The 22,139-nt window shown below is 69.9% G+C and carries 24 protein-coding genes; 14 read left to right on the top strand and 10 right to left on the bottom strand.

Going from position 1 to position 22,139, the window contains the following annotated elements:
* Positions 1–99: 99 nt before the first annotated feature.
* Both ACZ6ZD_RS13535 and ACZ6ZD_RS13530 read left to right on the top strand, forming a co-directional pair.
* On the top strand, positions 100–750 hold the full coding sequence (locus ACZ6ZD_RS13535) for a fasciclin domain-containing protein (protein ID WP_465671604.1): 651 nt from the start codon (positions 100–102) through the stop codon (positions 748–750).
* Positions 751–823: 73 nt separating this feature from the next.
* Positions 824–1,135, top strand: coding sequence for a zf-HC2 domain-containing protein (locus tag ACZ6ZD_RS13530; protein WP_465671602.1), 312 nt, complete (start codon positions 824–826; stop codon positions 1,133–1,135).
* On the opposite strand, the gene ACZ6ZD_RS13525 is transcribed toward ACZ6ZD_RS13530, so the two are convergent.
* The 6 genes from ACZ6ZD_RS13525 to ACZ6ZD_RS13500 form a co-directional block, all read right to left on the bottom strand.
* Positions 1,132–2,832 (bottom strand): alpha-1,3-galactosidase-related protein, encoded by a 1,701-nt coding sequence (locus ACZ6ZD_RS13525; protein ID WP_465671600.1) that lies wholly within the window; start codon positions 2,830–2,832, stop codon positions 1,132–1,134. The two genes, ACZ6ZD_RS13530 and ACZ6ZD_RS13525, sit on opposite strands and share 4 nt — an antisense overlap.
* A 22-nt stretch (positions 2,833–2,854) precedes the next feature.
* The gene (locus tag ACZ6ZD_RS13520) at positions 2,855–3,607 is read right to left on the bottom strand and encodes a hypothetical protein (protein ID WP_465671597.1); all 753 of its coding nucleotides are present in this window, start codon (positions 3,605–3,607) and stop codon (positions 2,855–2,857) included.
* 10 nt (positions 3,608–3,617) lie between these two features.
* Positions 3,618–4,601 carry a HEAT repeat domain-containing protein gene (locus ACZ6ZD_RS13515; protein WP_465671595.1) on the bottom strand — a complete coding sequence of 328 codons (984 nt, stop codon included), beginning with the start codon at positions 4,599–4,601 and terminating at the stop codon, positions 3,618–3,620.
* A complete protein-coding gene (locus ACZ6ZD_RS13510) occupies positions 4,588–5,247 on the bottom strand; it encodes a HEAT repeat domain-containing protein (protein WP_465671593.1) in 660 nt (219 codons plus the stop codon). The genes ACZ6ZD_RS13515 and ACZ6ZD_RS13510 overlap by 14 nt, the downstream gene beginning before the upstream one ends.
* A 94-nt stretch (positions 5,248–5,341) precedes the next feature.
* Entirely contained in the window at positions 5,342–6,538 is a 1,197-nt protein-coding gene (locus ACZ6ZD_RS13505; protein ID WP_465671591.1) for an acyl-CoA dehydrogenase family protein, read from the bottom strand.
* Positions 6,535–7,599, bottom strand: coding sequence for an acyl-CoA dehydrogenase family protein (locus ACZ6ZD_RS13500; protein WP_465671589.1), 1,065 nt, complete (start codon positions 7,597–7,599; stop codon positions 6,535–6,537). The genes ACZ6ZD_RS13505 and ACZ6ZD_RS13500 overlap by 4 nt, the downstream gene beginning before the upstream one ends.
* Before the next feature lie 234 nt (positions 7,600–7,833).
* On the opposite strand from ACZ6ZD_RS13500, the gene ACZ6ZD_RS13495 reads away from it, so the two are divergent.
* The 10 genes from ACZ6ZD_RS13495 to ACZ6ZD_RS13450 are packed head-to-tail and all read left to right on the top strand — an operon-like array spanning position 7,834 to position 17,283.
* Positions 7,834–8,976: a hypothetical protein gene (locus tag ACZ6ZD_RS13495; protein WP_465671587.1), complete on the top strand. Its 1,143-nt coding sequence runs from the start codon at positions 7,834–7,836 to the stop codon at positions 8,974–8,976.
* A 31-nt stretch (positions 8,977–9,007) separates the two neighbouring features.
* Positions 9,008–9,193 carry a lysine biosynthesis protein LysW gene (locus ACZ6ZD_RS13490; RefSeq protein WP_171675263.1) on the top strand — a complete coding sequence of 62 codons (186 nt, stop codon included), beginning with the start codon at positions 9,008–9,010 and terminating at the stop codon, positions 9,191–9,193.
* A 1-nt stretch (position 9,194) separates the two neighbouring features.
* Entirely contained in the window at positions 9,195–10,052 is an 858-nt protein-coding gene (locus ACZ6ZD_RS13485; RefSeq protein WP_465671585.1) for an ATP-grasp domain-containing protein, read from the top strand.
* On the top strand, positions 10,049–11,104 hold the full coding sequence (gene argC / locus ACZ6ZD_RS13480; RefSeq protein WP_465671583.1) for an N-acetyl-gamma-glutamyl-phosphate reductase: 1,056 nt from the start codon (positions 10,049–10,051) through the stop codon (positions 11,102–11,104). Before ACZ6ZD_RS13485 ends, argC begins: the two co-directional genes overlap by 4 nt.
* A complete protein-coding gene (locus ACZ6ZD_RS13475) occupies positions 11,101–11,895 on the top strand; it encodes an amino acid kinase family protein (RefSeq protein ID WP_171675266.1) in 795 nt (264 codons plus the stop codon). Before argC ends, ACZ6ZD_RS13475 begins: the two co-directional genes overlap by 4 nt.
* Before the next feature lie 2 nt (positions 11,896–11,897).
* On the top strand, positions 11,898–12,461 hold the full coding sequence (locus ACZ6ZD_RS13470) for a glutamine amidotransferase-related protein (protein ID WP_465671582.1): 564 nt from the start codon (positions 11,898–11,900) through the stop codon (positions 12,459–12,461).
* 17 nt (positions 12,462–12,478) lie between these two features.
* Entirely contained in the window at positions 12,479–13,588 is a 1,110-nt protein-coding gene (locus tag ACZ6ZD_RS13465; RefSeq protein ID WP_465671580.1) for a Glu/Leu/Phe/Val dehydrogenase dimerization domain-containing protein, read from the top strand.
* The gene (locus ACZ6ZD_RS13460) at positions 13,585–15,123 is read left to right on the top strand and encodes an AMP-binding protein (RefSeq protein ID WP_465671578.1); all 1,539 of its coding nucleotides are present in this window, start codon (positions 13,585–13,587) and stop codon (positions 15,121–15,123) included. Before ACZ6ZD_RS13465 ends, ACZ6ZD_RS13460 begins: the two co-directional genes overlap by 4 nt.
* Positions 15,120–16,376 (top strand): pyridoxal phosphate-dependent aminotransferase, encoded by a 1,257-nt coding sequence (locus tag ACZ6ZD_RS13455; RefSeq protein ID WP_465671576.1) that lies wholly within the window; start codon positions 15,120–15,122, stop codon positions 16,374–16,376. The genes ACZ6ZD_RS13460 and ACZ6ZD_RS13455 overlap by 4 nt, the downstream gene beginning before the upstream one ends.
* The gene (locus tag ACZ6ZD_RS13450; protein WP_465671575.1) at positions 16,351–17,283 is read left to right on the top strand and encodes a hypothetical protein; all 933 of its coding nucleotides are present in this window, start codon (positions 16,351–16,353) and stop codon (positions 17,281–17,283) included. Before ACZ6ZD_RS13455 ends, ACZ6ZD_RS13450 begins: the two co-directional genes overlap by 26 nt.
* Here the strand turns inward: ACZ6ZD_RS13450 and ACZ6ZD_RS13445 are convergent.
* Positions 17,226–17,639, bottom strand: a complete 414-nt coding sequence (locus ACZ6ZD_RS13445; RefSeq protein ID WP_465671573.1) for a MerR family transcriptional regulator — start codon at positions 17,637–17,639, stop codon at positions 17,226–17,228. The genes ACZ6ZD_RS13450 and ACZ6ZD_RS13445 overlap by 58 nt on opposite strands.
* Before the next feature lie 64 nt (positions 17,640–17,703).
* Between ACZ6ZD_RS13445 and ACZ6ZD_RS13440 the strand changes: the two genes are divergently transcribed.
* Positions 17,704–18,912, top strand: a complete 1,209-nt coding sequence (locus ACZ6ZD_RS13440; protein ID WP_465671571.1) for an MFS transporter — start codon at positions 17,704–17,706, stop codon at positions 18,910–18,912.
* 55 nt (positions 18,913–18,967) lie between these two features.
* Here the strand turns inward: ACZ6ZD_RS13440 and ACZ6ZD_RS13435 are convergent, their stop codons facing one another.
* The 3 genes from ACZ6ZD_RS13435 to ACZ6ZD_RS13425 form a co-directional block, all read right to left on the bottom strand.
* On the bottom strand, positions 18,968–19,639 hold the full coding sequence (locus ACZ6ZD_RS13435; protein ID WP_465671569.1) for a response regulator transcription factor: 672 nt from the start codon (positions 19,637–19,639) through the stop codon (positions 18,968–18,970).
* A gap of 141 nt (positions 19,640–19,780) precedes the next feature.
* The gene (locus ACZ6ZD_RS13430) at positions 19,781–20,533 is read right to left on the bottom strand and encodes an SDR family NAD(P)-dependent oxidoreductase (RefSeq protein WP_465671567.1); all 753 of its coding nucleotides are present in this window, start codon (positions 20,531–20,533) and stop codon (positions 19,781–19,783) included.
* 12 nt (positions 20,534–20,545) lie between these two features.
* Positions 20,546–21,124 carry a ScbR family autoregulator-binding transcription factor gene (locus ACZ6ZD_RS13425; RefSeq protein ID WP_465671564.1) on the bottom strand — a complete coding sequence of 193 codons (579 nt, stop codon included), beginning with the start codon at positions 21,122–21,124 and terminating at the stop codon, positions 20,546–20,548.
* A 122-nt stretch (positions 21,125–21,246) separates the two neighbouring features.
* Between ACZ6ZD_RS13425 and ACZ6ZD_RS13420 the strand changes: the two genes are divergently transcribed.
* Entirely contained in the window at positions 21,247–22,119 is an 873-nt protein-coding gene (locus ACZ6ZD_RS13420) for a ScbA/BarX family gamma-butyrolactone biosynthesis protein (protein WP_465671562.1), read from the top strand.
* Positions 22,120–22,139 lie beyond the last annotated feature (20 nt).

Genomic DNA, 22,139 nt, shown 5'->3' with positions numbered 1-22,139 from the left:
GGGCGCGGAGAAAAATTCTGCCGATCGACCCATCCGGGGTTCGGGGAGCGGCGAAGTACCGGTGTAGTCGCTACCTCACAGATCGAAAGAGAGATCGTCATGCCCAAGAACTTCGTCCGCGCCGGCCTTGCCGCGTCTGCCCTGGCCCTCGTCCTCGCGACGGCAGCGTGTGGCGGTGGCGACAGCAACTCCGGCGACGCCCCCGCTTCGCAGCCGACGTCCGCCCCGACCAGCGCGCCGTCCATGGACAACGCCGCCGGCCTCGTCGGCCCCGGCTGCGCCGACTACGCGAAGGCCAACCCGGACGGCGCCGGCTCGATCGACGGCATGGCCGCCGCGCCCCTGGCCACCGCTGCCTCGGGCAACCCGCTGCTCAAGACCCTCGTCGCGGCCGTGTCCGGCCAGCTGAACCCGAAGGTCAACCTCGTCTCCACCCTGAACGGCGGCGAGTTCACCGTCTTCGCCCCGGTCGACACCGCGTTCGCGAAGATCGACGCCAAGACCATCGACGTCCTCAAGAAGGACGACGCCCTGCTCACCAAGATCCTGACCTACCACGTCGTCCCGGGCCAGCTCGACCCGACCGCCGTCGTCGGCAAGCAGACCACCGTCGAGAAGCAGGACGTCACCGTCACCGGCTCCGGCGACGCGCTCAAGGTCAACGACGCCAACGTCGTCTGCGGCGGCGTCAAGACCGCCAACGCCACGGTCTACCTGATCGACACCGTCCTGATGCCCCCGAAGGCCTGATCTCGCTGCAGTCCCGGACCGGTGCTGTCAGCCGACAGCACCGGTCCTGCACGACGAACTCGGGGAGGGAGCCATGACGACCATCGACGTGCACTCCCTCACCGGCCCCTACGTCCTGGCGGCACTCCCGGACGCTGATCGGCTCGCCTTCGAAGGCCATCTGGCCGCCTGTGTCGACTGCGCGACCGAGGTCGAAGAACTACGCGAGACCGCCGGCCGGCTGGCGGGCCAGGTCTCCACCCGGCCGCCGCCCACTCTCAAGGCGAATGTCATCGCCATCCTGGACGACGTCCGGCAGTTGCCGCCCCTCGTTCCGCAAGCCCCGACCCGCCGCGGCCTCCGGCGGCTGCTCGACCGAGCCACCGCCCAGCTGACCGCCTCCTAGGAGTCGCGGTAGGTGTTGTTCTCCTCGGTGATGCCGGTGCTGGCGATGAAGTCGTAGAGCGGGGCGTCCGGGCTGCCGGGACGGATGATCAGGTTGTTGCTAATGGCAATATCTCTCGTGCTCTTGGCCGCCAGGACCAGGGCGTCGGGGGCCAGCTCGAAAGTGTTGGACTCGACGCGAATGTTCTGGTGGACGGGCGTTTCGGGGTCGACGACGGTGTTCTCCGGGTGGATGCGGATCACCGCGGCGCGCGGCGAGGGCCGGCGGAAGGTGTTGCGGCGGATCGTCAGGTCGCGGACCGGGCCGGATTCGTACCAGCCGGAGGCGTCGACGGCGACCTGGATCGACTCCATGTCGATGCCGTCGAAGATATTGTCCTCGATCACCGAGGCGCCGCGGGTGGTGAGCAGGATCGCGCGGGTCGCGAGGTTGCGGAAGGTGTTGCCGGCGATCCGGACCTCGGGGGTGTAGGTCGTGTTCTCGACGGCGTAGTCGGCCGGCTGCCGCACGACCTCGCTCGGTACGTCGGTCGCGAGCATGATGCTCATACTGGTCAAGGAGTTCGAGTCCCGGCCGGTCGGGCCGGTCACGGCCGTCACGACACCGGTCCCGACCGGCTGGAGCGAGGCGCGATGGATGATCTCGACCTCGTCGCCGACGTAGAACTGCGGGAAGCCGGCGGTCTCGTGGTGGGCGTAGCGCAGCTCCAGCGTGCGGCCGGCGGCCGCGGTGACCGGGAGGTAGGTGCCGTGGATGTTTATCGCGTCGTCGTGCGCGCCGTCGAAGGTGTTGCCGACGATCGAGATCTTGCCCTTGACGCCGGACATCTGGACGAAGTCCGCGAAGGCGCCGGTGACCCGGCCGGCGGCGTGATCGGCGGCGAATTCGTTGCCGAAGACCACGATATCCGTGCTGAACTGGCCGAGGATGCCGAAGCCGTGCAGGTAACGCGCGGTCAGGCCGGCGATGGTGACGTCGTTCGACTCCCAGATGAAACCGGCCGCGGTGTCGCGGGTGGTCTCGCGCAGCGCGTAGACCAGGCCGAGGCCGCCGGGGGTGGCGTCGGTCGCGTAGTTGACCCGGAGATGTTGGTTGCCGAGGTCAACGAACGAGACGGCGTCCGCGAAGAGCGCCGGGTGCCGCCGGGTGGTCAGGCCGGCTTCGGGGTCGAAGACCTGCTGGTAGTCGAGTTGCTCGGCGGTGAACTGCCAGTACGGCGTACCGTCGTACGGGCTGAGGTCGCTGCGGAAGGTGAGCCCGTTGTCGACGTCGTACGGGCTGTCCGCGGGGAGCTGCAGGATGCGGTAGCCGGGGCCGGTCTCGACGACGGTCAGGTCGACGACGCGTGGGGCGGTGTGGTCGAAGGCGAAGTTCGTCAGGGTGACGCGGCTCGAGCCCAGGACGGCGAACAGGCCCAGCTGGCCGTGTAGCTGGAAGTGGGTGCCTTGGCCGTCGATGGTCAGGTCGTCGATGCCCTCGACGAAGAACGCGAAGCGCTTGTGGCGGACGGCGGGGTCGGCGCCGGCGGTGTTCGAGAGGTACAGCTCATGTGGGGTCGCCCGGTCCGGGTAGAAGTCGTGGCGGCCGGGTGGGAAGACCAGGCGTTTCGGGCCGTCGAGGGTGCGGGCGTGGGCGAGTGCCGCCTCGACGGCGGCGGTGCGGTCGGACCCGAAGTCCGTGACGTCGATAACTGACACGATCCTGCATCCTATTGGATTTTCAGTGAATCGCGTAGGTGAGGAAGAGCGGGGCGGCGAGTGCGGCGGCGGCCAGCTCGGGGAGGAGGGAGCGGCGGGTGATCGCGAGCGTGATCGCGGTCAGGGCGAGGGTGAGGAGCGGCCAGAGGCCGTAGTCGGTGCTGGCGACGAAGTTGCGGGTCAGGATCAGGGCGCTGGGGAACCAGGCGACGGCGGCCATGGCGCCGGCCAGCGCGGCGAGCCGTCGCTCCTGGCTGTCGGGTGGGGCGGCTTTGATGACCATCGCCGTCAGCACGGCGGCAAGCGGGACGGCCGGGGCGTCGTACAGGCCGGGGGCCGCGGGCCACTCGGCGGCGTACGCGAGCAGGCCGAGCGTGATCGCGGTCGGGCGGCCGGCGCGGAGGGCCCGGTACCCGCCCAGGCAGATCAGCGCCAGGAATGTGAGTTGCAGGCCTTGGCGGAGGTCGGTCGTCGTCAGCTGACTCCACGTCGAGCCGGGCGAGATGACCACGCCGGCGTACCAGCTCATGAGCTGGATGGCGGCGTACGCCGTCGCAACCCCGACCGCGATCGGTCCAGCCATCGCGAACAGCCGGCCCGCCGGGGCGGCCGCGTCAAGCCCTACCCGCAGCCGAATCGCGTGGCTCACGAGGTCGGCGTCCGCCCAAAGCTTGTTCACTCGCCCCAAGTCAGCCGTCAGCTCCCGATGGACGGCGAGGATCTCTTCCCCGTGCGCCTCCCGGTACGCAGCCGGATAGAACCTCAAGAGCCCCATCCCCCGGAGCCTAGCCGCGCTGGTTGCCGCGGTTGAGGTAGGCGGTGGCGGTTAGGGCTGTGGGGCGGTGGGGGTTGGTGGATAGGTGGTGGAGGAGGGGGGTGGCTAGGGGGGTGGGGAGTTCTATGAGGGCTTGGGTTAGGCGGAGGCGGGCGGGTGGGGTGGCGGTGGCTAGGTGGGTGGTGAAGGCGTTGAGGACGGGGTGGGGGTGGGTGGTGGCCAGGGCGGCTAGGGACTCGGCGGCTTCTACGTCGTTGGTGCCTTCTATGACGAGGGTGATCAGGGCGGGGATGGCTTTGGGGTTTTGGCGGGCGCCCAGGGCCAGGGCGGTGTGTTTGCGGACTTGGGGGTCGGGGTCGTCGAGGGCGGCGGTGAGGATGGGGGTGGGGGCGTCGAGTTCGATGAGGGCGACGATGGCTCGGCGGCGGGTTTGGGGGTCGGGGGCGGTCATGGCTTGGGCCAGGGTGGGAAGGGCTTCGTCGGGGGTGCGGGCGAGGGCCCAGCGGAGGGCGCCGGCGACGTTGGGGTCGGGTTCGGTGAGGACGGCGGCGGCCAGCAGGCTGGGGTCGACGTCGCCGGCGGGGGTCAGGGCGGCCTGCTGCCGGCGGGCGGCGTTCGGGGAGTTGAGGCCGTGGAGGAGGGCGACTATGCGGAGGACCGATTGCCAGTCCGCGGGGGCGGAGGCGTCGACCGCTTGCAGGCGGTCCAGTAGCTCTTGCTGTTGGGTGATGCGTTCTTGGGTGCGGCGGATCAGGTCGGCGACCAGGGCGGCCGGTTCGAAGGACTCTTCTTCGAAGGCTCGGGCGATCTCACGGAGCGAAAGGCCCAGCGAACGCAGGCTCTCGACGTGGAAGATCCGGCGGATGTCCTCGGCGGAGTACTCCCGGTAGCCGCCGTCCGAGCGGCCGGTGGGGCGCACCAGCCCGAGGGTGTCGTAGTGCCGGAGCATCCGGGCACTCACCCCCGAGCGGCGCGCCACCTCACCGATCAGCATCGGGCCCCATCGCGTACACCCGCTTCGCCTCGTCCACCGCGAAGGTGGACTCCGGGTCCGCGAGCAGCTGCTCGGTCGCCCGAGCGTGCGCGCGGACGGCGTCCGCCCGGGAAGCCAGCGCCGGAGCCAGCGCGGGCAGGATGACCTCACCGAGCTCGATCAGCGCCCGCGACAAACTCAGCTGGACGTCGCGTCCACCTCGCCCGAGCTCCGTCACCAGCTCGGCAGCCAGCGCCGCCTCCTGACCAGCCGGGACGAGGACGACGGCCGTCCGCCACGCAGCGCGCGCAACCTCGTCGTCCGCGTCATGCAGCAGCTCGCCAGTGATCGCCGGCCAGGTCGACATCGCGCCGATCTTCGACAAGGTGTGCAAGGCCTGGCTCCGCGCCTGCGGCAGCTCGGACCGCAGCTCAGCCAGCAGCCTGGGCACGGTGCGGTCGGCAGGTAACCGCACCAACGCCCAGGTCAGCATGTCCCGGACGAAGAAGTCCGGCTCGACGGCGCAACGCTCGATCAGCGCCTCGACCAGAGCCGGATCGGACTCCGTTCCGAGCGTGAGCACGGTCTTCAGCCGCCTGGACGAGTCACTGGAGGTCAGCGCTTCGAGCAGGCGGGGGTCCAGGGTCTGCCGCTGGGTCGCGGTCATGGGAACCACCTCCTGCTCCAAGTGAAGACCTTGTCACAGTGTCAACCTCAAGCCCCCAGAATCGGAAGCGGGGTCTCGATGCCGACCAGCTTCCTCAGTAGCCGGCGTACGGGACCCACCACGACGGGGCCGTGGTGATCGTCGCTTTTGGGGGCGACTCCGGCGCCGCGCTCGGCGTGAGCCAGTCGAACGAGCGGTAGACGGCCGGCCCGAGCCCGAGGTTCTCGGCCAGCTGCTCCCGGAGCCGGTTGGTCGCGAACGCGCCGACGACGTTCATCTGCGCGTCCCGATAGTGCCGCTCCACCTCGTGCCCCTGCGTGACGCCGAACGCGCCGTGGATCTGGACGGCGCGCTGCGTCACCTCGACGGCCATCTCGGTCGCGTAGACCTTGAGCATCCCGATCAGGTCCTTGGCCGAGTTCCCCGCGACCCGCTCGGTCGCCGCTCGCAACGCGAGCACCCGCGCCGCGTCGAGCTGCGCCCGCGAGTCGGCCAGCTGCGCGTGCACGCCCTCCATATGCGCGAGCGGCCGCCCGAAGGACACCCGCTCCGACGCGTGCCGGACGGATGCCGCCAGCGCCGACTCGGCCGTCGCGATCGCGGCGATCGACACCAGCAGCCAACCCCACGTCATCCCCTCGGCCAGCTCGGTGAACGGCACCGGAATCACGTTCGCCTCGTCGACGTGCGCGTCGGTGTAGACGAGCCCGCCCCACGGCATCGCCCGCAGCCCCATGTGCGGGATGTCGTACCGCCGGACACCCGGCTGATCCAGCTCGACGAACGCCAGGCACCACTCCGGCCCGTCGTCCCCCGCCGCCCGCTCGCGCCGAGCGAGCGTGACGGCGATGTCGGCCCGCGGCGCGTTGGTGATCCGGGACTTCTCCCCGTTGATCGTGTAGCCGCCGCCGGTCCGCCGGACCAGCGTCTGGTACGTCGATGCGTCGCTCCCGGCCGCCGTCTCGACGATGGCGAACGCCGCCAGCTTCTCCCCCGTCGCCAGCGCCCGAACGAGGTCGTGGTGCCGTTCGTCGCCGTACGTCGCGATCAGGTTGCCGCAGAGCAGCGCGGAGACGGTCGCCGTCCAGTACGTCCCTGAGCAGGCCCGGCCGAGCGCTTCCATCGCCTGCACCTGGGCCGCGGCGTCCGCGCCGCTGCCCCCGAGGTGCTCGGGGTGGAAGAGCCCGAAGTAGCCCGACTCCTTGAGTTCCTGCCAGTTCTCGACCGGCACCGAGGCGGTGGCGTCGGTCTGCGTGGCGCGGGACGCGATCCCCGCGAAGGTCGTGGTCATTTCATTCCTCCAAGCCCGAGCAGAGCGCCGGCGACGACCGGCCGCAACACATCCGCACCGCCACCCGACGAGGTGAAGAACAGCGCGTCGCGATGCGCGCGCTCGACCAGCTCCGACCCGCCGGGGCCGGCCAGCTGCGCGGCGCCGTCGATGACCGCGCGGACCGCGGAGCCGATGAACAGCCGAGCCGACGCGGCGTCCTGATGCGACGGCAGCGACGTACCGTCGAACTGCGCGGCCACGTGGTCGAGCAGACCGGCGGCCAACTCGTTCTGGGTGGCGATGTCGGCCAGCACGAAGCGAGCAGCCTGCGAGTGCGCTAGCGGCGCTCCGAACACCTCACGAGTCCGGACCGTCTCCAGAGCCTCCTCAGCCAGCGCCCGCAGGATCCCGACCCACGACGCACTCGTGAAGACCCAATCCAGCGCGGTGAGCAGCGGCTCGGTCTCACCGGCCGCGCCGCCCACGGTGCCGAGCACCGCCTCCGGCGAGACGTGACAGTCGACGAGCGTCACCCGGCCCCACGGGCAGGTCCGCAGCGCCGCCGGCTCGATCTCCTCGAGCCGCAGTCCCGGGACGTCGGCGTCCAGGACGAACGCCGTCCGCGCTCCGTCGTCATGTTCGCCGATCACCAGGAAGTACCGGGCTTTGGGGCCAAGGGCAACCAAATCGAGGACGCCGGAGAGTCGCCAGCCCGCGCCGTCGGGCCGCACCGTCACCGTGGCCGCCGTCCCGCGGGTCTGCTGCAGCGACAGCCCGCCGAGCGACTCGTCCGGCAGGTAGCGCTCCTGCTGGGCGGGCGTCCCGAAGGTCCGCACCGGGTGCTTGGTCAGGACGGCGGACGTCGTCACCGCCAACGCGAGACCGGGGTCGTGCGATCCCTCCCCCACGGCGGCCAGCAACCCGCACGTCTGGACGGCGGTCAGCTCGCCGCCGAACGTGCCGGGGACCGTCAGCGCCTTGAAGAGCGGCTCGTCCCACTCGCGCCGCCGGTCGCGTTCGGCGGCGGTACCGCGAGCCAGGTTCCGCGCGAGATAGCGGACCCGTTCTGTCGAATACATCAGCATTCCCTTCAGTCGGAGAAAAACCGATTCCGGAACGGTAGGTCGGGGCCACCGGAGAAATACCCCGGCCACACAGAAAGGCACGCCTCGGCATGAATCGACACGCCCGTTCAAAGGGCCGCACACGCGTTCACAATCCCTGACACGAAGTCGCTTGTGCCACCTGGCGGACCGACTTCAAGGTTGTTGACGGCTCACCTGCCGCCCACCACCTGAGGGAGCAAAATCGCCATGACCACCGCCGAAAGTCCGGGGACTCCGCCCCGGTTGTCCGACGCCACCCTGCGCGACTCCGCCCATATGGCCGGGGTCGAGTTCGGCCCCCGGCACGCCGCCGTGATCGCCGACCTGCTGGTGAAGACCGGGATCGAACTGGTCGAGGTCGGCATGATCTCCGGACCGAACAGCAAGGACGCCGACCTGATCCTCGCGACCCACGAGGCGATCACGCCGGAGCGGAGTATGTCGCTCGTCGTGGTCCGCGATCGCCAGCAGGTCGCGACGGCGCTCGACGAGGCCGAGCGCCTCGGCGTCAAGCACATCATGTACTCGATCCCGACGTCCGAGCAGCACGCGCAGCTCAAACTCGGGTCGCCCAGCGCGAAGTTCCTGCAGACGCTGGCCAAGTCCGCGATCACCCAGGCCAAGGACCGCGGGTTCCACGTCACGTTCAGCGGCGAGGACGGCGCGCGGACGCCGAAGGAGCGCCTGGTCCCGTACGTGACCGCCGGTTTCGAGGTCGGCGCCGACCGGTTCCGGGTCGCCGAAACCGTTGCCTACCTGACGCCCTGGCAGATGCAGGACCAGATCGCGAGCCTGACCGAGATCGACGGCTCCGAGATCGAGATCCACTCCCACAACATGCTCGGGATGGCCGTGGCGAACTCGCTCGCCGCGGTCCGCGCCGGCGCCCAGTGGATCTCGGCGACCGTCGGAGGGATCGGCGAACGCGGCGGCAACGCGCCGCTGGCCGAGCTGCTGATGGCACTGCGGATCGCGTACGGCGACACCCGCTTCGACCTCTCGCACCTGACCGAGCTGTCCCGGGTCGCGCTCGAGGGCGCCGGCCTCGGTACGGCGTTCCAGTCCGGCCCGACGTCGCCGAACGCGTTCGCCTACGAGCTGCCCGGCCAGCTGACCAACCCCGAGGCGTACGAGACCGTGCCCGCGGAGCTGGTCGGCAACTCCCGCGAGCTGCTGGTCCGGACCCGACTGACCCCGGCCCTGGTGCGCTGGGCGCTGCTGGACTCCGGCCTCACCGTCGATGTCGACGCCTTCACCCCGTGGCTGATCACCCGCCAGGAAGAAACCGGCCGAAAACTCCTGGACCGGGACGGCGTGCGTAAAGCCGCCGTCGATTTCCAGTCCCTCTGAAATTACCCCTCAAATTCTTTTGGAGTTCATTGTGTCCACCGCCACTGTTTCCGGTATTTGCCCCGAATGCGAAACCGACCTGACGGTTCCGCCGGTCGTCACCGGTGAGACGTTCGCCTGCCCCGAATGCATGCTGACGCTGCGCGTCGAAGGTGTCGAGGCCGGTCAGCTGCAGCTGTCCATGGTCGAGGTGCAGCTCCGCGACTGGGGTCAGTGAGATGGCTGCTCCGACGTCCGTCGCGATCGTCGCGGACCGGATCGCCTGGGAGGAGCGCCGCCTGATCGAGGCGGCGCCCGGCCTCGGGTTGTCGATCACCTGGATCAACGACGAGTCGTTGGCTCTGGGCCATCCGGACGCGCCCGCGCTGGCGGCGTACGACGCCGTCCTGCTGCGCAGCCGCAGCTACACCCGCGGCGGCCTGATCGCGACGCTGGCCGAGGAGGCCGGCGCGCGCGTGATCAACACGGCCCGCGCGATCAACCTGTGTGAGAACAAGGCCGTGCTCCGGACTGCCCTGCGGGCGGCCGGGGTGCCGGTCCCCGACTTCCGGCTCGTGGTCTCCCGGGCCGACTTCGCCAAGGCGCTGACCCAGTTCGAGCTGCCGGTCGTACTCAAACCCGTGTACGGCGGGATGGGCAAGCGGGTCACGCTGATCCGGGACGCCGATCTGGCCAACTCGGTCTACGACTACGTCGAGGATCTCGGGCACGCCTTCGAACAGGCCTGTCTGGTCGAGCCGTTCCTCGCCGGCGGCGCGTCCGTGCGGTGCCTGGTGATCGGCTCCGAGCTGATCGGCGCGGCCGAGTTCACCACCGCCGGCGGCGACTGGCGCAACAACGCCGCCCTCGGCAACACCAGCCAGGCCGCGGCCCACGACCCCGAGGTCGTGAAGGTCGTCGACAACGTGCTGAACGTTCTCGGCCCGGGCATCTACGGCATCGACCTGTTCCGGACCAAGGACGGGTTCGTCGTCAACGAGGTCAACCACGCCCCCGGGTTCCGCGGGGTGGCCGAGGCGACCGGCGCGAACGTCGCGGCGGCCATCGGCGGCTACGTGAAGGAGGTGCTGTCATGATCCGCGCCGGAGTCGTCGGCGCCTCCGGGCTGGCCGGCGGCGACCTGATCCGCCTGATCGCGCAACACCCCGAGTTCGAGCTCACCTTCCTGGGCGGATCCTCGAACCTCGGCAAGCGGCTGGCCCAGCTCCACCCGGGGCTCCGGTTCGACGTCGGGCTGACGGTACAGCCGGTGACCGAGGACGTCGCCGATCAGGTCGACGTCCTGTTCCTGGCCACGCCCGCGCCGGTCTCGGCGCAGCTGGCCGAGCTGCTCGCGGACAAGGTGCCCGTGATCGTCGACCTCAGTGGCGCGTTCCGCATCCGGACTCCGGAGCTGCACGCCCGCTGGTACCCGAAGGTGCAGCGGACGACCGAGCTGGCCGACCGCTTCGTGTACGGCGTACCGGAGCTGATCGGCGACCAGTTGGCCGACGCCAATCTGATCTCGCTGCCCGGCTGCTACGCCACGTCGATGACGCTGGCCCTGGCGCCGCTCACGCTCGAGCTGGGTCTGGACCTGAAGACAGTGGTTGTCGACGGCAAGAGTGGGTCGAGTGGCGGTGGCCTGTCCCTGCGGACCACCGACCTGCACCCGCTGCGCAACGGCGCGATCGCGCCGTACTCGCCCACCGGCCACCGCCATGCCGGTGAGGTGCGCGACTTCTTCGAGCGCAGCAAACCCGGCACGATCGGGTCGCTCGCGATGTCGGCGTACGGCGTCGCGCACGTCCGCGGCCTGATGACCAGCAGCTACGTGTACGCCGACGCGGAGGTCACCCAGCGCGATCTGCACCGGGCCTACACCCGCTTCTACAAGGGCAAGCAGTTCGTCCGCGTCCGTCGGCACGACGAGACGCTGATCCCGGTGCCCGACCCGCAGGCGGTGCTGGGCTCGAACTACTGCGACGTAACGGTTCTGTACGACGAGGAGAACAGCCGGATCGTGGCCCTCGCCGCCCTGGACAACCTGGTCAAGGGCGCCGCCGGCCAGGCCGTGCAGGCCGCGAACCTGCGATTCTCCCTTCCCGAGGAGACGGGTCTGACGATGCAACCGGTGATGCCCGCATGAGCCGCCCGATCGTGGTCAAACTGGGCGGAAGCTGCCTGGACGACCTGGCCGGCGAATGGTGGAACGACCTGGCCGTGCACGCCGCGGATCACCCGCTGATCCTGGTGCACGGCTGGTCCAAGCCGCTGCGTGAGCTGAGCTCGCGCTACAGCGACCCGTCCGCGATCCTGCGCGACCGCTACGGCAACCAGAGCCGCTGGACGACGCCCGACGTCCTCGACGACATCAAGACCGTGAGCACCGTGATGGCGGACGACGTCATCGCCCGGCTGGAGCACCGCGGGATCACCGTCGAGCGCGTGCTGGGCAGTGACGGCCTGGTGCACGCCGGTCAGGGTGAGCGCTGGTGGTGGCAGGGCAAGCAGCTGGTCGAGCTGGAGAACCTGGTCGGCCCGATCACCAAGGTGGACGCCTCGGTGCTGAAGAACCTCCGGGCCGGTCACGCGTACCTCGTCACCCCGCTGGCGCGGAACGAGGCCGGCCAGGAGGTCAACACGGACGCCGATCGCGCGGCCGCTGCCATCGCGGGCGCCGTCGGGGCCGACGACCTCGTCCTGGTCACCGATGTCTCGCACCTGCTGATCGACGACGAGCCGGTCGCCCGGATCGACGCCGAGGCGGCCGCGGCCTTCCGGGATCGTGGCGCGCGCGGCGGGATGCGGAAGAAGCTGCGGGCGGCCGGTGAGGCGCTCGAGCACGGCGTCCGCGAGGTCGTCATCGGCAGCGCCCCGGTCTCGGACCTGCTGGCCGGCCGGACCGGCACGGTCATCACCAGAGACAAGGAGCAGTGAACATGGCCCAACCCCGAGTCCTGGTCGTGAACAACAAGACGCTGTCACTTCCCCAGCTCCGCAAGCGATTCGAGGACTTCGGCGCCGCGACCGACGTGGTCAGCAGCACCGAGGTCCCGGCGAAGCTGAACGGCAGCCACCAGGCGATCGTGCTCAGCGGGACGAAGGTCCGCGCCTACGACACCGAGTACTACCAGCCGCTGATCGACCTCGTGATGACGTCGGACGTCCCGGTCTTCGGGATCTGCGGCGGCATGCAGATCATCGCGGTCTCACAGGGCGCCGAGCTGGCCGAAGGTCAGCAGCGGGTCGGCGGGCACGAGGCCGAGGTGGACAAGAGCGAGCCGCTGTTCACGTTCGTGAAGCCGACCGTGACGGTCTTCCACCGGCACACGCTCTACCTGCAGGCGGCGCCGGCCGGGTTCCGGTCGATCGGCCGCTCCGACCACGCGCCGGTCGAGTTCCTGCGCTCCGACGACGGCCGCATCTTCGGATCCCAGGCCCACTTGGAGTTCCGCGACGACGGCCGGGAGATCCTCCGCGGTTTCGCCCAACTCTTCCTCTGACCCCAAAGGACATGGCAATGACTGAGCACGACAAACCCGCTCTCACCGTGCACCTGAACGGCGCCGGCGGCGACCTCCAGGGCTGGGTGGTGATCGACTCCCTGTACGACGGCCTGGCCATGGGCGGCACCCGGATGACCACCGGGGTCACCGAGGAGGAGGTCGCCGGGCTGGCCCGCGACATGACCCACAAGTTCACCCTCGCCGGGCTGCCGATCGGCGGCGCGAAGGCCGGGATCGTCTCCGACGGCACCGACCGGGAGACGACGTTCAAGACCTTCGGCCGGACCGTGAAACCCTTGCTGCACGGGGGAATCCACCTCGGTATCGACATGGGCGTGACGCCGGCCGACCGGGCGATCTTCTTCGAGGAAGCGAAGTACGACCCGCGCTACCGCCTCGGCGCGCCGGATATGCCGATCGACTGGCGCACCTACTACGAGCCGCTGATCGACTGCACCGGCCACGGTGTCGGCGTCGCCGCGGTCACCGCGCTGGAGGCGAGCGGCCGCAAGCAGGCGCGCGTCGTCGTCCAGGGCTTCGGCGCGGTCGGCCGGGCCGTGGCGCAGTTCCTGGAGGAGCGCGGTCACGTGGTCGTCGGCGTCGCCGACATCGACGGCACGGTCAGCGCCGACCGGCTGCCGGTCGACGACCTGATCGCGATCACCGACGAGTTCGGCCGGATCGACCGGTCGCGCCTGCCGGACGGCGTATCCCAGTCGACCGAGCCGGACGCCTGGCTGGACGTCGACGCGGACCTCCTCATCCTCGCGGCGCAGAAGCGCGCGCTGAACGACGACAACGTGCACCGGCTGCGGGCCGAGCTCGTGGTCGAGGGCGCCAACATCGCCTCCACGCCCGTGGCTCAGGAGAAGGCTCGCGGGGCCGGCGCCGTCCTGGTGCCGGGCGTGATCGCGAATATCGGCGGCGCGGGTTCGGCGGCGCTGGCCGTCACCCGGGTGGTGCCGTTCGAGCTGGCCGCGGACGCGCGCAAGGCGTGGGTCTTCGACTGGATCGGTAACCGGGTCAAGCTGAACACCGAGGCCCTGTTGGAGATCGCCAGGGCAGGCGCGGGCGACCCGCTGCCCGAGCTGCTCGCCGTACGGCGTGCGGAGCGCGGCCGATGACCGACGAGTACCGGCGTCGCGGCTGGTGGCGGGACGACACGTTCCTCGACGACCTGCGCCGGCAGGCCAGGGAACGGCCCCGCAAACTGGCCATCGCCGGTCGCCGGCTCGAAGAGGCCCACACCGACACCCTCGACTACTCGGAACTTTCGCGGCTGACCGACAGATTCGCGGGAGCCCTTCTGCAGTTGGGGATCGAGCGCGGGGACCGGGTCGCCGTCCAGACGCCGAACCGGTGGGAGATCGTGCCGCTGATGTTCGCCACCATGGCGGTCGGAGCGGTGATCGTCCCGATCGCTCCGGAGTGCCAGGGCGATGAGCTGCGCCACCGGCTCGCGCTGACCGAGGCGAAGCTCCTGATCGCCGCGGAAGAGGTCGCCGACCTGCAGGTCGAGCAGCTGTTCCTGCTCGACAGCCCGGAGTTCCACGACCACTTCATCAGCACACGCTGGGAGGACACGGCGGATCTGAAGGGCCGGCAGCTACGGCCGGACGAGCCGTTCGTGGTGCTGTTCACCTCCGGTACGACGGGTTTCTCGAAGGGCGTCGTCCACAGCCAGAACACCGTGCACTCGGGTGTCCGGGGATACGTGGACGCGTTCATGCTCAGCGACGATCTCGTCGTCGCGAACACCACGCCGCTGGTGCACTACTCGGGCTTCGGCCAGGGGGTGCTCGCCAGCGTCTTGCTCGGCGGGACGGTCGCCTTCCAGGACGGTCCCGACAAAGCCGGCCTGCTGGACCTGGTGGAGCGCTATCGCGCCACCCTTCTGTACGGACCCCCTCCTACCCTCAGCGGGGTAGCCCGGGTCCAGCAGGCCGATCCGCACGACGTCTCGAGTCTGCAGCACACGGTCACCGGCGCCGCGCCGGTGCTCCAGGGGCTCGTCGACGAGATGCGGACGACGTTCGGCTCCCGGACCTACTCGGTCTGGGGGATGTCGGAGTTCGGCCCGATCACGATCACCCGGCTGGACTACGACCAGGACTGGGCCGCGCACAGCCACGGCCGGCCGATCGACTCGATGGAGATCCGGGTCGACCTGTGTCACGACCCGTCGAAGCGGGCGCCGGTCGGGCGGCTGCGCGTCCGCGGCGCCTCGCAGGCGCTGGGGTACTACAAACAGCAGGACGCGTTCGACGCCGAGGTGTCCGAGGACGGCTGGTTCGACACCGGGGACGTCGCTCGCGAGGACGGGCGCGGCGGCATCCGGATCCTCGGGCGCGCCAAGGACACCATCCTGCGCGACGGCATCGTCGTACCGCTGGCCGAGCTGGAAGCCGTCATCTCCCAGCATCCAAAGGTCACCGAGGCCGCTCTGGTCGGGACGCGCGGCCAGGCCGACGACCCGATCCTGGCCGTCGCTGTCGCACCGGACGGCGTCCGTCCGACCCTGCAGGAGATCCAGGCGCACCTGCGGTCGTCGGGCCACGACCCGCGGTTCTATCCGGAGCGGCTGGAGGTCGTCGACGTCCTGCCGAAGACCTTGACCGGCAAGGTCCGCAAGGTCGAGCTCCGAAAGCTCTACGCATGAAGATGTCGGCGACCCTCGCCGCCGACGAGGAGTTCGAACGGCGACGGTCGGCCGGGGAGCAGGTCCTGTTCCTGGCGACCGGCGAGATCGGGTTGCCGGTGCTCTCGGAGTTGCGGGAGCAGCTGATCGCTGCGTCCAGCCGGAACGCCTACGGGCCGGTCGCCGGATCGGCCGACGTACGACTGGCTGCGGCGGGCTATTGGAGTCGCCGCGGCCTGCCGACCGATCCGGTGGACGTCGTCTGCGGTCCGGGGAGCAAGCCGCTGCTGTTCGCGCTGATGCTGGCTGTCGGCGGGGACGTCGTCGTCCCGGTACCGACCTGGGTGAGCTACGCGGCCCAGGCGTCCTTGGGCGGGCTGCGGTCGATTCCGGTCCGAACACGGCCCGGCGAGGGCGGCGTACCGGACCCGGACGAGTTGCGGACGGCGGTCCGGCAGGCGCGGGCGGCCGGTGGCGATCCGCGCAGCGTCGTGGTGACGCTGCCGGACAACCCGACCGGGACGATCGCCAGACCCGAGACGGTTCGTGCGCTCTGTGAGGTGGCGCGCGAGCTGGATCTGGTCATCATCTCCGACGAGATCTACTGCGACCTGGCCTTCGTTCCGGCCGATCAGGCGGTCTCTCCGGCGCACTTCGCGCCGGAGCGGACGGTGGTGACGACCGGGCTGACGAAGAGCCTGGCCGTGGGCGGCTGGCGGCTGGGCGTTGCGCGGCTACCGACCGAAGCACTCCGTACCCGGCTGATCGGCGTCGCCAGCCAGATCTGGTCGAGTACGGCGGCGCCCGTCCAGGCGGCGGCTGCGTACGCCTTGGCGGAACCGCCGGAGGTGGTCCGCTACGTCGCGGCCGCCCGCCGGCTGCACGAACGCGTCGTCCGCCGGGTGGCCGACGTCTTCACCATGGCCGGCGCGGAACTCGCGCCGGTGCAGGCCACTTGTTACCTCTACCCGGATTTCGAGCCGCTCCGCGAACAGCTCGATGTTGCTGGCAGCAACGAACTCACGCACCTGCTCAGCACCCGGTACGGCGTCGCCCTGCTCCCGGGGACGGCCTTCGGGGAAGACCCGCGCGCCCTCCGGATCCGGGCCGCGACGAGCCGACTGTACGGCGATACCGACGCGGAGCGCGCAGCCGCGCTGGCGGCGCCGGATCCGCTCACCCTGCCCTGGATCCGGGCGGCCGTCGACCGTCTGACCGAAGTCCTGACCGAACTAACCAAGGAGAGCAATGTCCACCGTCATCTTCGAAGTTGAGTACCGCGGGCAGCGCTACGCGGGCGTGGGGCTGCCGACCGACGCGCCGGTCACCCTGTTCCCGGTCGCCGAGGACCAGCTGCGGAACGCCGTCCTGGCCGGTGGCGGCACCCAGGCGTTGCTGGACTCGCTGACGTCGGGGACCGAGACCGTCACTGTCTCGGCCGGCGACCCCGAGGTGCGCTTCCTGCCGCCGCTGCTGCCGGCGTCCAACAACTCGCTCGTCACCGGCTTCATGGGCACGCACCGCTCGAAGTTCCCGGCGCCGCCCGCGCCGGACGAGGAGTTCAAGGCGCCGAACTGGCTGATCAAGGGGTTCGGCTCCTGGCTGGAGACCAACGGCGGACCGCTCACCGTGCCGTCGACGGCGGTCGAGCTGCTGGAGGAGCCCGAGGTCGGGCTGGTCTTCGTCAACGACGCGGACGGGAACCCGCACTACGCGGGCTACACGTTCGGCAACGACCTCAACGACATCGGTCTGCACCTGCAGAACCCGTGGGGCTGGACGCCGTACGCGAAACTCTGCGACACCTCGCTGACGCCGTGGCTGTTCCTCGGCGAGCCGCCGACCACCGTGACCGGGCAGATCATCATCGAGCGCGACGGCGCGGTGGCCTGGAAGGGCGACTTCTCGGCCGGCGCGGACTCGATCTTCCAGCGCGTGCCGGACATGGTCGACAACCTCTTCGGCTACGCCGGGATGCGCCGGCCCGGCCTGGTCAACTACCTGCTGCTCGGCTCGGACAAGGCCAGCTGGCACGCCGGCTACCGGATCGCGGACGGCGACCGGATCGTCTTCGACATCGCCAGCCACGGCGTCGTCCTGGCCAACGACGTCCGCCAGGCCGCTCAGGCGGAGACGGCGGCCTCGGCCGGATTCAGCGCTTGGGGGGCTGCCGCTGACTGAGCCTCGCGAATCGCGGTGAGGTACGCCGAGATCGCGGTGCGGTTGCGCTCGAGGAACCGGATGCGCTCGCTCATCCGATCGCGTTCGGCCTCGAGCAGCTCGATCGTCTCGCTCGTCGCCGCCGAGATCTGAATGGCCCGCGGAGTGTCCAGACACGGCAGGACCTCCCGGATCACCCGGGTCGGCAGGCCGGCGTCCAGCAGACCGCGGATCTGGATCACCTTGTCCACACAGGATTCGGCGTAGTCGCGGTAGCCGTTGTCGCTGCGGCGCGAGCCGATCAGGCCCTGCTCCTCGTAGTAGCGCAACAGCCGCCGGGACGTCCCGGTGCGCTCCGCCAGGGTTCCGATCCTCATGTGGCCCACCTCACTTCCGTTGACCTTGACCTTCACATAGATGAAAAGGTTTGACCATACTGCCATGGCTGCTTCCCAGACTGAGACCCCAACTCCCACCCCACCCGATGCCACCAGTAACAAACTCCCGTGGTCGCCGCTGCTCGCGCTGAGCACCGCCGCCTTCATGGGCATCCTGACCGAGGCGCTGCCGGCCGGCGTCCTGCCCGAGATGGCTCGCGGCCTCGGCGTCAGCGAGTCGGCGGCCGGACAGTCGCTGACCATCTACGCCATCGCGACCGGCGTCTCGGCGATCCCGCTGATGGTGGCCACGGCCACCTGGGGCCGTAAGCAGCTGCTGCTGCTCGCGGTCTCGGTCTTCGCGATCGCGAACATCGTCACCGCGCTGTCGTCCAGCTACATCCTGACGATGGGCTTCCGCCTGCTCGCCGGTATCGCGGCCGCGGCCGTCTGGGCCGAGCTGGTCGGTTACGCGCGCCGGTTGGCGCCACCGCATCTGCAAGGCCGAGCGATCTCGGTGACCATGGCCGGCGTCCCCCTCGCGCTGGCGCTCGGCATCCCGGTCGGCACGTTCCTCGGCAACATCTTCGGCTGGCGGCTCACCTTCGGCCTGGTGGCCGTGATCTCCGTGCTGCTGCTCGGCTGGATCGCCGTCTCCGTCCCGGCGGCGGCCGGCCAGAAGCTCGGTCAGCGCGAGCCGATCCTGCAGGCGCTCAAACTGCCCGGGGTCGTCGCCGTCCTGTTCACCGTCGCGGCCTGGGTGCTGTCGCACAACATCCTCTACACCTACATCTCGACATTCCTCGAGGAGTACGGGATGGGCAACCGGCGCGATCTGGTGCTGCTGGTCTTCGGTATCGCCTCGGTGATCAGCATCGTGCTCACCGGCGCCCTGGTCGACCGCAAGCTGCGCACGCTGACGATCGTCTCGGCCGGCCTGGTCGTCGTCTCCGCGGTCGCCCTCGGACTGCTCGCGACGAATGCCCTCGTCGTGTACGTCGCCGTCGTCTTGTGGGGGCTCGGCTGGGGCGGCGTGACCACGCTGCTGCAGACGGCTGTCACGGACGCCGGTGGTGACCGCGGCCAGGCGCTGCTGGTCACGACCTGGAACTCGTTCATGGCCGGCGGCGGCGCCGTCGGCGGCATCCTGCTCGCCCAGCTGGGACCGAAATCCTTCGCGTGGGGCGTGCTGGCCCTGATGGTGCCCGTGCTGCTGGTCGTCATCGGCGCCCGCAAGCACGGCTTCCCGACCCGGCGACCAAACGCAGCCTGATCGCCGGCGAGGCCGTGTCCGGTCCGGGGCGACCCGCGGGCGGACACGGCCTCTGTCAGCCACGACCGATGCGGTACCCGACCCCGCGGACAGTGATGATCCAGGAACTCGCGCCGAGTTTGGCCCGCAGGCTCCGCACGTGGGTGTCGATCGTGCGACTCGAATCGGCCCAGCTGGTCTCCCACACACTGGCCATCAACTGTTTGCGTGACACCGGCTCGTCGGGATGCGAGGCCAGCTTGTGCAACAGCTCGAACTCCTTGCCGGTCAGCGACACCGGCCGATCGCGCAGCCGCGCCTCGTGCGTCTGGGCGTCGATACTCAGATCGCCGACCCGGATGATCCGGCCGGGCTGTTTGCACGGCAGCGAGCGGCGCAGCACCGCCTCGATCCGGGCCAGCATCTCGCGCGAACCGCACTGCGCGTCGACGCAGTCGTCGGCGCCGGCCTTGAGCGCCAGCACCCGGTCGGTCTCGGCACCGGTCGAGACCGAGATGATCGGCTTGTTCCCCGCCGCCCGGATCGACCGGCACACCTCGAGCCCGTCGATATCGGGCAGGTCGAGATCGAGCAGCACGAAATCCGACGTCCGGTGCGCCTGCAGCGCCTTCGCCCCGGTGTCCACGCTGCTGACGGCGTACCCCTGCCGGCGCAGCTCCTGCCTTCGGGCCTCGATCTCCGCCGAGGCTCCCTCGACGACCAGCACCCGCACTGTCCCCTGTGCCACTGCTCCACCTCACATGTCATCGCAACGAGACATCAACTGGCAGCGTCCCCCCAGGACACTAAAATGATAGTGATCTTTTTTTTAAGGTCAACGAAACTCTCTCACCACGTGAGTTCGGGACGTCACACCGCGTCGATCGGCCTAAACTGCCGACGCGCCGCCGTCGACGGGGACAGCTCCGCCGGTAATGAACGACGCTTCGTCACTGAGCAGCCACGCAGCGGCACGAGCGACCTCGATCGGCTCGGCCATCCGCTTCTGGATCTGCCGCGCGACCGAGCCCTGCTCGAGCGCGGGCAGCTCGCGGATCGCCTCGTCCATCAACGGCGTCCGGACGGTGCCGACGATCAGCGCGTTCACCCGGACCCGCGGCCCGTACTCCGCGGCGGCCGCGCGGGTCAGCCCGAGGACGGCGTGCTTGGCGGCGACGTACGGCGAGATGGCGCCGGTCGCGAAGGCGCCGGCGGTGCTGGAGGTGTTGACCACCGAGCCGCCGGAATTGAGCACCGGCAGCTGGTGCTGGAGACAGTTCCAGGTGCCTCGGACGTTGACGCCCATGATCTGCTCGAAGAGCGCGTCGTCCGTCTCGTGGATGCGCGGGCCGATCGTCCCCCAGCCGGCGTTGTTGAAAGCGCCGTCCAGGCCGCCGAAGGTCGCGACCGCGGTCGCGACGCAGCGCCGGACGGCCTCCGGGTCGACGACGTCACCCGGTGTCGCGACCGCTCGCCCGCCGGCGGCGCGGATCTCGGCGACGACCTCGTCCAGCCGGTCCTTGCGACGGGCGAGCAGCACCACGGCCGCCCCCTCAGCGGCGAACAGCCGGGCCGCGGCGGCGCCGATCCCGCTCGACGCCCCGGTGATCATGATCGTCTTGTCCGCGAGCAGATTCCGCACTGCGTCGTCCCCTCAGTTCTTCAGGGCCGGGAGCAGGCAACGCCAGATCTCCTCGACCCGCTCGGGCAGATCTTTGTGCGCGGTCTCGACGTAGGAATGCATCTGCGCGCCGGTACAGGCGTTCACGACGAGGCGGGCGACCGCCTGGACGTCGACGCCGGGACGGAGCTCGCCCTCGTCCTGCGCGGCCTGCAGATCGGCGGCCACGATCGCCGTCCACTGCTCGTGGGAGTTCTCCACGGTGCCCATGAACCGGTCCTGCTCCCAGACCAGGCGGGCCCCGGCGCGCAGCATCGGGCTCTCCGCGAGCTGACCGGCCCAGACCAGCGTGACGTCCATAGCGCGCTGCAGCCCGGTCGAGGCCTTCGGCGGGACGACGAACTCCGGCTGGCCGGCCACGATCGCCCGGGCCAGCTCCTCCTTGGACCGGAAGTGGAAGTACACGCCGCCGAGTGTCACCCCGGCCCGGTCGGCAATCTTCATCACGCTGGCCCCGGAGAACCCCAGCTCGGCGAACACCTCGGCCGCCGCCTCCAGCACCGCCGCGCGCGTCCGCTCCGCGCGCGCCTGTTTCACCGCTCGTCCCGCCATACCCACCTCTCTCGCCCGTCACTCGCTGAAATCCCGCGATCACAAATTGCAGGCTTCACGAAAAGAACAACATTCTTTAATTTATACGCGAGAGACACCTGTCGCCCACAGGGGGGAAAGTCATGAATATTCAAACGCTTGTCCGTAAGGAAAAGCAGGACGAAGCGCTGGTGCTGGACTGGCGCGCGCTTCCGGACCTGGTCCAGCACGTCACCGTGCGCTGGCCGCAACGGCACAGCTTCTACACCGAGGGGGACCGCTACACCCCGCTGATCTTCACCGAGACCCTGCGCCAGGCGCTGGCGTTACTGAGTCACGACGTGCACGAGATCCCGCTCGGGCACCGCCTCGGCTGGGAGCGGATCCGCTCCTGGATCAACTCGGCCGCGCTCGTCGTCGGCGAGGCCGACGTCGTCACCCTGCAGATCACCCACCCGTCCGTCACCCGCCGCCGGCTCGGCTCGACCTATCTCGTCTCCCGGATCGACGCGCTGATCGGCGGCCTGCACGCCGGCGGCGCCGAAGTCCACTACAGCGCGCACCCGCCGGCCATCTACAACCGCCTCCGCGGCCCGTACGCCGACGCCAAGGACGCCTTCCGGCGCGCGATCGCCGTCCCAGCAGCCGTTCCCGCCGCTCTGGTCGGCCGCGGCGACACCGGCAACGTCGTCCTCTCGCCCACCGAGGACGCCCACACCTGGCAGCTCCGCGTCGACACCACCCACAACGTCCTGTTCGACCACCCCCACGACCACGTCCCCGGCATGGTCCTCCTGGAGGCCGCCGCCCAAGCAGCCCAAGCCTGCCTACCGATCCCGGTCACCACCACCGGCTTCGACACCCAGTTCTTCCGCTACGTCGAATTCGACCAGCCCTGTTTCGTCACCGCCGTCCCCACCGACCACACCGTCGTCCAAGTCACCGCAACCCAAGCCGAAAAACCCGTCTTCACCGCCACCGTCAACACCGAACCCTGGATCTGCCCACCCCACTGACCCAACGGGCCGTCGTACCC

This window comes from Kribbella sp. NPDC104218 (assembly GCF_055584105.1).
This window is presented reverse-complemented; position numbering and strand designations above follow the sequence as displayed.